A 13,574-nucleotide genomic window follows, 5' to 3' on the forward strand; every position below is an offset into this window, starting at 1 on the left:
TTCTCAGCAACGGGTTTCTTCATCATTCATTTAATGCACCAAAGGCAAACTTTTTAAAATTTAAGTTATTACTATCTAGGGTGAGATTTTGGGATACACAGTGTACTATAAGACAAAAATTGATAAATGGAGAGAATTTATAAAACTTATAGAAAGAATAAGCGGGGGGTTAGGAATTGAGATTAAAATTCGCGAAAATGAAGTTATTCTAAAAGGAGAAGATGTTGAGGAGTTGAGAATAAAGAAAGAAGGGTATAGCTCTGTGAAAACATATGGAAGAGAACCTTACACTTCAATATACCTTTTGATCCTCTACTCCATATCCTCCTTTGGCTCCGTTGAAGTCTGGGAAGATTGAAGGACTTCGATAATAGCCTTTGGAACAGCTCCCCTGAAAATTCTATCTTCTACCACTATTTTAACTAGATCCCCTTCATTAACGACATTCTCACCTTTCTCAATCCAATAATATCCCGGCTTAACATTTGCCGCAATATCATCGTGCACAAAAACCTTCACTAGATTATTTTTAACTTCTTCTACTATCCCATAAGTGTATTCTCTGCCAAATTTCATTTTGAAATAATTTCTAAATCCTAAAACAAGAAGTGTTATTGCGATAATAAACACATAGAGGTAGAGAATGCCAACATTGAGATTTCTCAGAATCTCATATCCCACTAGAGCAATTGCCGAAATAAAAACAAGCCCATGATAGAAATATCTGTAAGCTTCAATATTTATTATGTAGTCAGACCCTCTAACCAGAGTATACCTAATGAAAAGAAACTCAAAAATCGAGATTGCAATTAGTAGTAGAATAGAAGTGTTGAGAATTATCAAGATAACACCTACAATTAGGTATAAGATAAAAGAAAGTTGCAATTGAAGACTGAAAGTTTCATGCAGTGTATATTTTTTGAGTCTTAGTATAGGAGGCTTGTTAGTGGGCTTTGGAAATAAAAATGACTTTAAAATTCTGAAAATTTCCTCGGTCTTCTGCCCTATTTTATCTAAGAGTTCTATTATAGCCATTTTGCATCACCCATGACTATATGCTTATCTCTGTAATAAGTCTCTAGCCCCCGTTACTCCGAACATCGTAGATGCCGTATTTTCATCTATGAAGAAGTAAACACTATCCCTATCTGGGGAATCTGATATCCCGTAAACTCTATATGTTTGTAAATCACATATTGGATTATCAACTAGGAGCTTTCCTGGGAAGTAGTGATCTAAGAAGCAGAAGTCAACACTACTGACATTTTCCTCTGGTGCCCTTTGAAGCACTGTTAAGAACAAGTTGTTAAGCTTCTCATCAAAGTAATAAGTTAGACTATCCGTGGGTACCATAAAGCTTACGAGTCCTATTGGATAATACATGCCATTCTTAGCTAAACCAACTTCATTTTGAATTTGTTCAGACAATCTAACGTATTTTTCATGATTAACCGTGCTACCCTCGAGTCTCTCAAAGAAAGACATTCCCCAGGACACGCCAAAGTATCCTATCTCCCCCTCCCTGTTTCCAACCCTCTCTTGCTCATTGATACAGAGCAGGAAAGGTTCAAGATCATAAGCCCTCGCAAGGTTCTCAGGTGGCTTGGTTTCTTCTTGAGAGAGAAGAGGAGTATAGGTTATGTAAGAATCCCCCCATATTACCCACGAGAAGAATCCTCTGTTACCAACGGTATTATTAACCACAAGGTAAACTGAAATATCACTAGTAACATCTCCGGAGAGTGTTACTTGGGAAGTCTCAGAAGAAACCCGTGGTTCATGAATGTAGGTTAAGTTTAAGCCATTGGCGGCATTGAACTTGACCTCATACCTGTTTGGATTGGATATGAACCACGTCCCTGGGGAATAACTTGCCAGCTTATCCTTCCAGTCCTTGAGGATCAGAAGTTTCTCAGTAGTCCAGTTGTCGACGAACTGGAAGGTCACGGGAGTTCCAAGTATCGTGATTTTTTGAGATAAGTCGCCGATATTGATGTACTTCCTTATGAATATCCAATCAAAGATTGCCCCTCTCGATGAAGATCCACTATCTATAAATATATACAAATAGTATAAGGGGAACTTAAATACCCAATCTTTAACAGTTTCTTGTCTGTTTTGAGCAGTTAAATCCTTAAATTCAAAAGTTCCAGATAAATAAGAATAGTAACTTAGCTCAACAGAATATACATGATAGCCATAGTCTCCCCTAGGACTTGAACTAGAGATCAAAACCCACCCCCAAGCATAATATTGAGCCAAGAAATTTTTTGAGATGTCATCAGTAAATAATAATGTTATGTTTAACTTAAATATCTTATATTGGAGCCCAATTCCTGCATTCCACTTCCCTTCGTATTCAAAACTTGGCCTCATTCTAAATTCAACAACAAATTGATTATTTATATTGAGAGGTTTTCTTGTTCTCAGGGCATACACTTTATCTCCACCAAAAATAGTTAGGGTGCCATTTCCACTAGGATTCAAAGAAACCACCCCATTAATTATCCAATTTTGCTCTAGCTCGGTTCTGCTTTCATTAAAATCATCAAAGAACAGAAACACTGAATTCCCATCTCCCCTCGTGTATTGGAAGGAGTCAGAGTAAGCTATGTAAACGCTTCCAGGGAGGTCAGTTCTAACCCATATTAATGCTCCCCCATCGCCCCAATACTCTATCCAGAAGGGAACTTCTTTAGTAAGTGAGCCGTCAGCATACACCTTAATTTTCGCCTTGTTTGTCGTGGAATCATGGGGAATCAAGCTGGCAATTGTGGAGTTCAGGTATATTGGAACCTGAACATCTGTAATGGTTTTAGGATAACTTAACTGCACTTCAATAATACTAATATCCGGGATCCCAGTGGCATTCAAACTTATCTCCACCCCTCCATTGAAATCATTATTCCATGATGCCGAAAGATTGTACCTAACAAAGAATTCTCTTTGAGCTGTGGTAAAGAGTGGAAATACAGTCCCAGGGGATAAAGTAACATTCTGAGTATAGTTCGCTCCAAACACAGACAGCAGACTTCCTCTCTTATATGGAACATCGGAAGATTTAGAATAATAGATATAATAAGTGGTTGTAGTCGGTCTCAGCCATATTAGAACCTTTTGATCATCCCAGCTCTCTATCCAGTAACTAGCCTCAACACAATCTGGGGTATAAAGTACCAAAGCCCCAGATGCTCCCGAATGAGGAATTGAGCTGAAAGGATAGTCCGTTGCATTGAATTCAAGAAGAACGAGCTTTCCAATATAGCTTGCAGGAACAGTAAAAGATACACGGTAGGGATAAGTATAGTTACACCAAGTGACAGCACTACCAAATACAAGAACACCCATATCGCCTTCTTTAAACACATCGGCCGGATTTACGAGTTCTCCTCCTACCGTTGTGTTTACAATGATTGGAGCTGTTGTTTCAGAAAAGTCACCTTCCTTTAAGACATATGCCAACGCTCCATCACCCGGATACTTTTCTCCAATATATATTGTATCCGACGTTACTGCCGTTGAATATCTGCCAATTACTGGAGAAGTACTACTAACTCCAGACCCCTCAATAACTTTAACAGGTTTTGCAAAGATCTCCGGGTAGGCATATTTACATGCCCTTACAATCCTTTGATATCTTCCCCCAGTAACCGCTGAGAACATGGGATCTTCAAGACCATTTAAGTCAACTATTGAATAAACGTAACCTTTCTCTGGAATACTCCCTTTGTAAACTATCTTACCCGCGAGATCTTTAATTACTATACTGTTAATTCTTCCCTTTATTACAATCCTGAACGAGTCTAAGGGAGCAATCAAAATTGTAGTGTTCCTAATAATGCTATCCCTATTGACCCCAAAAAGTAACCCCTGTTTTCTTAATTGTTTTTCAACTTCACCCAACCAAGCCTCAATAGTTTGATTCCCCATAATTCTTTCTACATCGTAACCAGCTAACGGAGGAGAATTTCCTTTTAAAATAAGATCCCTTATTGTATTGTTCGCTCCATAAGTTGGAGAAATGAACTTACCAGTCACGGCAACATAGTCAATTGCAGCTATTAGAGCCCTCTTACCAGATATCTCCAGGGCTCTTTTAAATTCTAATTGAAGCGATGATATAACTTGATAAACTCTTTCAGAATAAGCCCTCTCACTTTGACTAAGAATTACCTGGGATGATATTTCCTCATATGTTGCTAATAGTAATAAAATTGGAATCAACATCACGAGAATTGAAGCATTGATTATAAAACCCCTTCTCATTATCTCTCCCTCCAAATTCTTAGAGTTACCATTATTGGGGTGAATAATCCAGGAATACTACCCATACTCGCCGTTTGAATACTAACTCCCTTAGGCAAGTCTATGTCGATAGGATTAGATCTAGACCCATCATAAGGTACAGTTCTCCAGTCGTTAGGATTCAAATCGTCTAAATAATTGAGCTTGTTAAATAATCTCAGGACAGCATCATCAACTGCATACTTTGTTGGATCAAGTTCATCAACTGAGATCTGCTTATACGGCGGATCACCAACTATTATGCTCCTCCTTTCAACGCTACTTCCATCAAAGTAATAATAAGTTAAGTTGTATCCCTTATATGTTGGATATCCTTGGAGGAGATAGGGAAAGATATCACCATACCCGGCGTATCCCTGAATAAAATATCTTATTATCCCTCTTGTTTCACCATCTCTTACATATGATGACCCATCAGTCATTCTTATTTCAAAGGTATTCTGCTGCCCTGGAACCATCATCCAGTCGTATAATCTTGTGTAAGCGACCCTTATTGCATACCTTCCCAATGGACCAGAATAGAACTCTCTGTTGTTCTCATACAAGTGTTGAACTGTAGAATAATCAGCAAATGAATATCCAACCCACCAATCGGCATACCATGGCTCAGCTGTAGGTGGTAGGGAATATCTAACCTGAAGTCCTGCTCCATTGTAGCTGACTCTTGGATCTCCATAGGGAAAATATATTGCCAATGGAATACTATACATTGTCAGTGCAGTTTTTGGTATGTAATCAATTTTGACATAGGAATCGGGGTACCCATATAGCACTCTCTGTCCTACCCCCCCATAAGTAGAGCTAGTTGCCGTACAATTAAAACCATAACATCTTGCCCCTCCATATTTCCACCGACCATTTGCTGGATTAAACTCCGCATCAAATCCTACAACAAAGTCAAAAACCATTTTGCTTATATTACTAAGAAATTCTGCATAGCAATCCCTACCGCCACATAATTTACTGTTTACAGCATTCCTGATTTCGCTGTCTGTGAATTCCACAATTCCATCCACAGAAGGATGTTTCCATAAGAGTAGAGTTAACTTACCTCCAAGTCCGTAATATAAATTTACTCTATGAACACCATTCACTTTAAATTTCATTGTTATTCCCGTTATGTTGCCAGGAACAAACATCTCTAACAAGTAGAAGAACCCAGTATATTTCGAAGTTACGCTATAAATTTTCACGAGTCCTGGATCCTCAACTGCAAGAGAATTCGATTTGTATTTAATATATAGTGTTGTACCACTGGCAGAACCTATACCATCTTGCCTATATGGGTAGGTAGGAAGATAGTATATTATAGTGACGTTATTTGAACCTGACTTTAGACAATTTGTCAAATCCTCGTTTATTGTTCTAGCAGTTGGACCAAATGTACATTCATAACGAGAGCCTACATTTATTTTTAGAAGTTGGTATTCCCTATATCTCTTTACAAATTTTCCATCTGCTTTAATTATTTCCGCATCTTCTGGGAGATTAATTTCTCTGGTAATAGTAAGAATATTGTAATCATCATATAAATTATATGGACCAGCGAGGACTCTAAACCATCCATACAATTCCTCTCTTATAACAGTAGCCTTAGTTAAGTAAGCCCTCGCTATGTATCCCCTAGGGGTTCTATTATATGAGTAACCACTCAGAATCATGCTTGAAGTTGAAATATCAAACCTTTCCTTAATCCCCTGAACTTTTACGAAAGATTGGTTATCAACTATGAACTCATATCCATAGCCAGGCAATAACCTTGACAAAACATATCCTATTATTGTCCTCGCTCTGGCCTTATAGTCAATCGAAGGATAAAGTGGCTGAACAGCCCAATACGTCGCAAGAATGTCTAGGGGGGACATGTCAGGAGTCACAAGGGTCATGTTCAATGTTCCATTCCGAATCCACTCCTGGATTACATCTCCAGGAACCAGCTGATTAAGGGGAACAGTTCTTAGGATAGTAAGGACGTCTTCCGCACTCTTCATGCTTTGCTCCCTCATGTATGTCTGATACAGGGCTTGTGTGTTAATTTCCATAGTTACAACTCCCACAATAACAGTAGATACCAAGATGAACGCTAACAATGCGTCAAATGTAAATATAAACCCCCTTCTCATCTCTCATCCCACACCCAAAGCTTTACCAAGCCCAGCTCATACCTTTTATCAAGTAATAGACCAATATTGTACTCATCTATTAAATATACCGGACCATTGAAATTTGTTTCGTAAATCCACATCTCAACGGGTTTTCCTCTTTCACTTGAGACTTCTGAAAATACATCGATCCAGGGAATTATTATGGAAGTTTCGTTTCCTACATAAGTTTTTTGAAGGATAACTCTCCCAGTAGCATTTACTTTCCAAAGATACGCTTGGACATTTGGAGAAACTGCACTCTTAGTTACTCCCAGTAATTTAGTCTTTTCCCCATCTAAGATTATAAATAGGGCGTATCCAGTTTCATTTGGAACAGTTATCTCAAACCTTGCATAAGCAGGAGGAGTATATTTAAGAACACCTGAAATAAGCCTCGTATAGTTGGAGGAAACCTCAATAGTCATATTGTATTTTTTAATATCGACAGTTACAGCTCTGCTGGCATATTCAACCCAACTAGCATTCTTTGGAATTTGAATTAATACTGTTGTCAAATTATCTTTGTAATAAACAGCTCTGGCCCAAGCCTGAGATCTCTCTAAGACTTGGGGGTACGTATAATCCAAGGAGGCAGAACTAACTGAAAGAGGCAGTTCTCCCAAAATGAAACATGGTGGGGGAGACGGAGGAGTCCAATCATCTGGAAGTGGATAACCATATATGTTTAGTGTAAAGCTCGAGGTATAGGAGATAACCTGAGGCTCATTTACTCTCTCCCATCCACTCCCTGTCCATTCATACCATTCTCCAGTTCTGTTTGAAGCATACCAAATGTTTCCAACTTTGATGTAAAGGTTTCCTGGTAAATAGTTTTGAATACCAATATTTACTGTTGCAACACCTGAGACGTCAATAAGGTAAGGATTTATCGTGTCTCCGAATATTACCAAGTCCCTGGCGATATCTATTTGCCTACTGCCTTGTCCCCTAATTATTAAAGCCCTATCTATGTAGACACTACCACCTACTCTTACAGTAACTGACCCATTAATTGTCCAGTCTCCATCTATTGCAAGGTAAGGATAGGGTCCTCCAAGTGTGGGGGGATAATGACCAACCGTTATATCTAATGAGCCATCTGTATTTACGTCTCCAAGGATACAAAGAGGAGAATCGGATGTTATACTAGCGGATCCCCTTATTATTAGAGGAGAACACTGAATTATAGTTGGATTACCAAATTTTAAGGACTGGGTACCAGTTACTGTACAGCTTCCAGAATATACATCAAAATTCCCGGAGATTCCGCCTGCATCTGGGTTCCATGTGAAGTTCACCGTGAAGTTCCATATACCAAGATAAAATTCAAGGCAGAAGGGCTTTCCAAGGCTCAAGTTTCTGAGGAAGTCAAGAACTTTGGAATCATCTTTTTTGATTAGATCAAAGAAAACTAGAGCCTTTTCGTAAGATACAAATGGAGAATCCTCCTCTTTCAGTCCAAAGCTCTTAGCATTGGTAATATTATCATTCCAATTTGGAGGCTCTCCAGGAGTTTTTAACAAGACATCTAACATGTTATCTGGAATGTTAACTCTCTCATACCACTCAACAATAGATGATATAGCCTCTCTTATTGAATCAGATGTGGTGGATATTGTTCCGAGGAGTATTATTGTCATGGTTAAAGCAACAAAGGCATCTAGTGAGAATATCTGGCCTTTTTTCATCTTATCACACTCCATCCATTATTAACCGTTATATTCATTACAATTCTTTTCTCTCCAATATATATACCATCACCCCTTAAGCTCGTTATCCGGAGATTTTTCAGGGAATTTTTCAAGAATTCACCGAGTAGCGTCGCTATTCTAGAATTCTCTTCAGCAGTCAAGTTATTCAAATTATGGGAGAACCCCAGGTAGATAACTATTTCGCTTGAGTTTTCCTTAGTAACTTTCAGGCCAATAAAAGAAAATCTAACCCCATAGTACCCAGTATAACTTGTTATAATCTCATTCAATGGAGCGAGTTCGCTCTTGTTTACCACAACGCCATTGGTTATATAGGAAGAAGCATATCCAGCAAAATCTTTGAGTTCAACCAGAACTGAGATATCACCTGAGCTTTTTAAATAAACGATTGATACACTAATAGCGGATAAGACTATTATCCCCACTAATAACAGGCCTTCAACTGAAGTTTGGGCTCTTTGAGACTTTGACATCTAGTCCTCCCTCACTAGCGTTATAGAATACAATTATCCAAAATTCAGGAGATTCATTCGTCAGTATCACAGAACTAGTTGAAATGACATTGACGGGAAGTTTTTGTTGCGTATAGTACATTGCTCCACCAATGGTGGAATATATCTGAACTAAATCACTTGTTCCATTTATCGTTACCTTAATAGAGTCACTGGGAGATACAGAGAAGGGCAAATTAAGTCTAATTGAGTATCCTGGACCCATACTATAAGCCTTCGTAACGCTATCCCTGACTGTTATAGATAGAACCTTTATTTTTGTTGCCATTGAGAAAGTGTTTGCCATTTCATTTTCCTGTAATCCAATACTAATTATCCCAACAGAAAGCACACTTATTAGTGCTATAGCAAAAAGAAAATCAATGCTTAACTGACTCCTCACTCTAACCACCTGGATTAATGTTTATCACAATTTCTTGAGACGTTGAATTGTACTGCCAAATATTTTCAATCTCGGGATTCCATTCAACTACTATTTTCAACATTTTGGGGAGGTTCGCCGGTGATAATTTAACACAAGCAAGATTTACAAAGGTTCCTCCAAAGTTCACATTCAAAATTTGGTCAGGAAATACCGTTGTGTTTGTAAGGAAGTCCCTCCTATATAGGGACATTGCAAAGAAAGCATTCTTATTAACACCTTCGAAGTTGACGCTTATAGGCTCAGTTCCATTTAAAAGCATTACATAAGTTCCGTTTCTGTAGGATATGCATATAATGGGATTATTTATGAAAAAAGCTTTCTCTATGTAGTTAGGATCTCTAAGGTATGTTAACCTATAATACGTGGTAACCTTCGCCCCCGGACCTTGAGCATAGACCTGGCTTATTGCATTCGATATAGAGCTTGCAAGGCCTTTCGCCTCAACACCAATTTGAGCAGCGAGAACATCTTGAGAAGGAGAACTAGAAAAACTCGTTAACTTCAAAGAGTACACTAACATAAGGACAAATATCATAAATAGGAACATGAACTCTAGGGAAATTTGACCCTTCCGCATAATCCCCCCTGGTTAGAGATTTAACAAAACCATTATTTAATCATTACCCACTAAATTTTTCATAATGACCCTCAAATATGTCTAAACAGTTACTCAACCCTAGCCCTTCCTCTGTGGTCAAACAGAACTCCTTTGTAATCTGAATTGTATAAATTGAACTTATATTTTTCCTTATCTAGATCAAATCTTTCCAAAAGGGCTTTCAGCTCATACACAAAGAACTGAACAAGTTCATAATACTTCATATCCACTTCACTCTTCTGGCGGTCGAAGATGTAAATCGCTAGGGGAAGAACTCCAAGTGCAATGACGAATGTTGGGTATCCCGTAATGAAGGAGAGGATTATCATAAGAAGTGCAAAACCCGAAAGGGCTATTATTGAATAATATATTATCCTCATGCTTCTTTTTGCCTCCTTAACTTTTTCCTCCCAAATATCCATGAGAAATGGGTTGTAAAAATCGAAGACCGTGTGCCTTTTTCCTTTTCTTATCCTCTCCCTAATTAGAAGATCCCAATCATCCTTATAATAAACTTCAATGCCTCTCAGCTTTGCTCTCTCGGCATCTATTGCAGAAATTATTCTTATGATATCTTCAGCACTCTCGTGGGCAATGTGGGAGTAAACCTTCTTTTCATCCAGTTCAAGAGCGACTTCAACAGAATCTTTAACCTTAATCATCAACCTCACCAGGGTATATATCGTCAAAGTCTGGAAGACCACTTAGTAATTCTTTTTTCTTTATCTCACTTTCCTCTTTAGCTTTCATAAAATCTCTGGCATATTTCTTTGCGGTCAAGATTATCTCTTCTATACTCTTACTTTCGTATATCCCACTTAACAGTGTAACAACCTCAACTTCCCTCTCCCTAGGATCTGGGTAGAATCCCCTAAATATCTGCTTTCCCTTTATCCTTTCCGTGAGCTCATTTAATGCCTCAAATATGTCTTTAGCCTTTAAGGCTTCAGGAGGCCCATGGATAGCTACAAGACCGTAAAGTGCCGACTCTATGTTAACATCAAGGTAGAGTCCCTCTGTCTCGAACGATCTTATTATCAGCCTTGACAGGCTTTTGATCTTTGAAGCATCTGCTTTTGCATATCCAATTGTAGCAAAACTGCCCATTGCCCTAAGAACAAACTTCAAATCACTTGCATCCAACGTTTGTTCTCCAGGAACGTCGATCAAAGCCAACAAAGAGGCTATTCTTTCAACAATTGCATAGTTTATCTTTTCATAGGCCTGGCTTATATCTTCACCACTCTCCTTGAGCTTATTGTTGTCTATTGCTATTATTGAGTCAACTATCTTTGAGAGCTTGTCTATAGTTATTGCGGCATTTATAGTTGGCCTTATTCCCTCCTCCTTTAGTGGCAGTGCTCCTACTGCAACAACAAGGGAATCAGGGTACTCCTCTTTGAGTGCTTCTGCCAAGACTGGAGTGCCGCCGGCTCCAGTCCCACCTCCAAACCCGAAAGTCAAGAAAAATATATCAACGTCCTCGTACCCAACTAGGGAGTTTATTTTTTTCATTACCATCGGAAGATCTCTTTTCATTGCCTCTCTCCCGAGAACGGGATTTGCATTTACCCCTTTACCCCCAACTATGCTCTCGCCTATCAGGATCCTCCTTTCTGGAGGGATATGCTTCAGATATTCAAGATCTCCTCTTGAAGTGTTTATGGCCAATGCCTCAAAATCAACTAAAGAAAATATGTCTGCTATCTTTGTCCCGCACTGGCCTATTCCTATTATTATTGCCCTCACTCCAGGTTCACCCCCGTAAAAATAAATCAAATGAAGATCACAGATATCTCATTTTCCTGAACCTCGTCATCTCTGTTTTCATCAACCCAAGATGCCACGATAGCTTTTCCATGCAGGTACTTGAGTATTGGTGTGTTGAAGAGGAGGTTTGCTATGTCTTCAGTATTTCTACCTTTGTATAGAACGAAAAGCAACTCTCCATCCCTGTTTCTGCCAGGAACTATAAGGAGAACCCCATCGCCATATAATGGAATACCATTTACAGCAAGTACTCCCTTCATAATTCCAATTTTGACATCAGCGTTGTATTTAGACACATCGACCCTTCCCAAGGGATAGATTAAGATATAATTGCCATACTCTGGGATCTTAATCAGAACTGTAGTCCTTATGCTAGTATTGGTGTGGAATATTTCCTTTAACCCATCTGAAACGACACCAGCTATGCTTGGACTCGTTGTTAGTATCTTAACTTTCTTTCCTTTTATGCTTGTTAGTACCGTGTATATATTCACTTTTGGAACTTCAGGGAAGAGTGTGTAGTACATAATAAAGGTTGCGTCAAGCAGTGGGCTCTCGTAAAAGTCTTCCACCTTTGGAATTTCCCATGTTGGCTTAAAGCCGAGTTTTGACAATAAGACGTAAAGATAAAGTTTCTCCCACTCTTGCGAGGGTGGGTTATTTAGGATATATTCTATTGTATCGTGGAGATCATCCAGACGAGCCACGTTTAAGAGAGAACTAAAGATTATGGTAGTCTCTGGGTACTCTGGGGCAAAATACCAGTAAGTTATTGGGGTTCTAAAGACGTAACCCCATCCCCCATCATTTTTCATAGATAATAACCACTCAACGTTTTCATGTATAATTGGATCATACTTAGATACACCCAATCTCCATAATGCTTCAACTGCAAGAGCCACTATTAATGGTTGTCTCCCAAAACTATCTCCCCAATATGTACTAAGAATTAATTCTTTAGCATGTTGTTTTTCTTCTAGTGAGAGAGCATTATACTCTAAAAGGGATAGAAGAGCAAATAGATATTCTTCTCTCATATATCTATCCCTGAGAATAAGTTGTTCTTCTCTAAAGAGAACCTTTCTCATAAATTCGAGTCCTCTCTGAGCGGCATCGCTACTGGGGTTGCATATCTTTACAGCCTTTAAAACGAAGTATGTTGTTGAAACACTTGAAGGAGATCCTCTATATATTCCCCATCCACCATCTTCATTTTGAAGACTCTGGAGAATACTACAGGCCTTGCCTAAGACATCTTCTTGAGGGCTCACTAAGTTCTCTGAAACTAAAGAAAATGCCATCGTTGCATATAAGGGGTAGTATTTATCAGGCCAATCCTCTTTCTCCTCCTCGACCTTTGTTAATAACTTTGCCGCTTCAAAATTTAAACCTTTAAGAGAAAGAATAGCATATGCCCCTAGGGCGGTGTTTAGGGTTGCTAATTTTTCAAGGGCATCCGAGGGTGTTTCACCTGTGACTTTTCTAGTTACAATTATCCAGAGATAGAGATGATAAGGATCGGAAGGCATTTTATCCCTTATTATTGAATATGCTTTCTCAACTAGATCAAGCTTAGTTTCTAAGAATACCAGAGCTGCAGAAGCTAATAGGGTACTTCTATAATCGGGCTTCATACCTTTTAAATATCCCCATCCGTCTCCAGTAAAAGACTCCGTAAGAAAACTAATTCCTCTATTTATAGCCTCTACTATTTTCCTCTCCTTATTTTTATCAAAAGAAAATGCTTTTTTAGCTTCTGCAAGAGCTATTAGTGCATATCCGGTATCTGGAACTGAACTCACACTCCCATAAAAGTATCCCCACCCACCATCTGGATTTTGCCAAGATAGTAGCTCCTCGACTCTCTTCCAGGCTTCATCTACAGACAAATTCTCGCTCTTATTAAGGGCTAGGCTAAGTGCAAATACTATCAAGCTAAGATTTTCTGTTTTATTATCATCGGGAAAGTCCTTCGAAATATCCACGGAATAGTCAAGTATTTCTAATGCTGACATCGGAAGCAATAAAATATTAATGAATATCAGGGCTACTGCAATCTTCATCCTCATGTAATTTCCCTCCCACAGAATTTAGGCTGGGTGTTAAATA

General features: G+C 38.7%; 11 protein-coding genes. 1 reads left to right on the top strand and 10 read right to left on the bottom strand.

Annotated elements, in window-relative coordinates; translation table 11 throughout:
* The first annotated feature begins 88 nt into the window (after positions 1-88).
* Positions 89-358 carry a hypothetical protein gene (locus tag PY04_RS06480; protein ID WP_048056061.1) on the top strand — a complete coding sequence of 90 codons (270 nt, stop codon included), beginning with the start codon at positions 89-91 and terminating at the stop codon, positions 356-358.
* On the opposite strand, the gene PY04_RS06485 is transcribed toward PY04_RS06480, so the two are convergent.
* From PY04_RS06485 to PY04_RS06530, 10 genes are all read right to left on the bottom strand, one after another.
* Complete coding sequence (locus PY04_RS06485; RefSeq protein WP_014734340.1) at positions 313-1,035, bottom strand: DUF2101 family protein; 723 nt, start codon at positions 1,033-1,035, stop codon at positions 313-315. The two genes, PY04_RS06480 and PY04_RS06485, sit on opposite strands and share 46 nt — an antisense overlap.
* 24 nt (positions 1,036-1,059) lie before the next feature.
* The gene (locus tag PY04_RS09390; protein WP_014734341.1) at positions 1,060-4,266 is read right to left on the bottom strand and encodes a DUF2341 domain-containing protein; all 3,207 of its coding nucleotides are present in this window, start codon (positions 4,264-4,266) and stop codon (positions 1,060-1,062) included.
* Positions 4,266-6,428: a hypothetical protein gene (locus tag PY04_RS06495; protein ID WP_048056062.1), complete on the bottom strand. Its 2,163-nt coding sequence runs from the start codon at positions 6,426-6,428 to the stop codon at positions 4,266-4,268. Before PY04_RS06495 ends, PY04_RS09390 begins: the two co-directional genes overlap by 1 nt.
* Positions 6,425-8,137 (bottom strand): hypothetical protein, encoded by a 1,713-nt coding sequence (locus tag PY04_RS06500; protein WP_014734343.1) that lies wholly within the window; start codon positions 8,135-8,137, stop codon positions 6,425-6,427. The genes PY04_RS06495 and PY04_RS06500 overlap by 4 nt, the downstream gene beginning before the upstream one ends.
* The gene (locus PY04_RS06505) at positions 8,134-8,586 is read right to left on the bottom strand and encodes a hypothetical protein (protein WP_148266021.1); all 453 of its coding nucleotides are present in this window, start codon (positions 8,584-8,586) and stop codon (positions 8,134-8,136) included. The genes PY04_RS06500 and PY04_RS06505 overlap by 4 nt, the downstream gene beginning before the upstream one ends.
* Positions 8,587-8,599: 13 nt before the next feature.
* Entirely contained in the window at positions 8,600-9,055 is a 456-nt protein-coding gene (locus PY04_RS06510) for a hypothetical protein (RefSeq protein WP_014734345.1), read from the bottom strand.
* 1 nt (position 9,056) lies between these two features.
* The gene (locus PY04_RS06515; RefSeq protein ID WP_014734346.1) at positions 9,057-9,674 is read right to left on the bottom strand and encodes a class III signal peptide-containing protein; all 618 of its coding nucleotides are present in this window, start codon (positions 9,672-9,674) and stop codon (positions 9,057-9,059) included.
* An 89-nt stretch (positions 9,675-9,763) separates the two neighbouring features.
* Positions 9,764-10,357, bottom strand: coding sequence for a hypothetical protein (locus tag PY04_RS06520; protein WP_014734347.1), 594 nt, complete (start codon positions 10,355-10,357; stop codon positions 9,764-9,766).
* Positions 10,350-11,444: a tubulin/FtsZ family protein gene (locus PY04_RS06525; protein ID WP_048056228.1), complete on the bottom strand. Its 1,095-nt coding sequence runs from the start codon at positions 11,442-11,444 to the stop codon at positions 10,350-10,352. Before PY04_RS06525 ends, PY04_RS06520 begins: the two co-directional genes overlap by 8 nt.
* Positions 11,445-11,470: 26 nt before the next feature.
* Positions 11,471-13,534 carry a prenyltransferase/squalene oxidase repeat-containing protein gene (locus PY04_RS06530; protein ID WP_014734349.1) on the bottom strand — a complete coding sequence of 688 codons (2,064 nt, stop codon included), beginning with the start codon at positions 13,532-13,534 and terminating at the stop codon, positions 11,471-11,473.
* Between the last annotated feature and the right edge of the window lie 40 nt (positions 13,535-13,574).

The sequence above is a fragment of the Pyrococcus sp. ST04 genome, from assembly GCF_000263735.1.
Taxonomy (GTDB): Archaea; Methanobacteriota_B; Thermococci; order Thermococcales; family Thermococcaceae; genus Pyrococcus.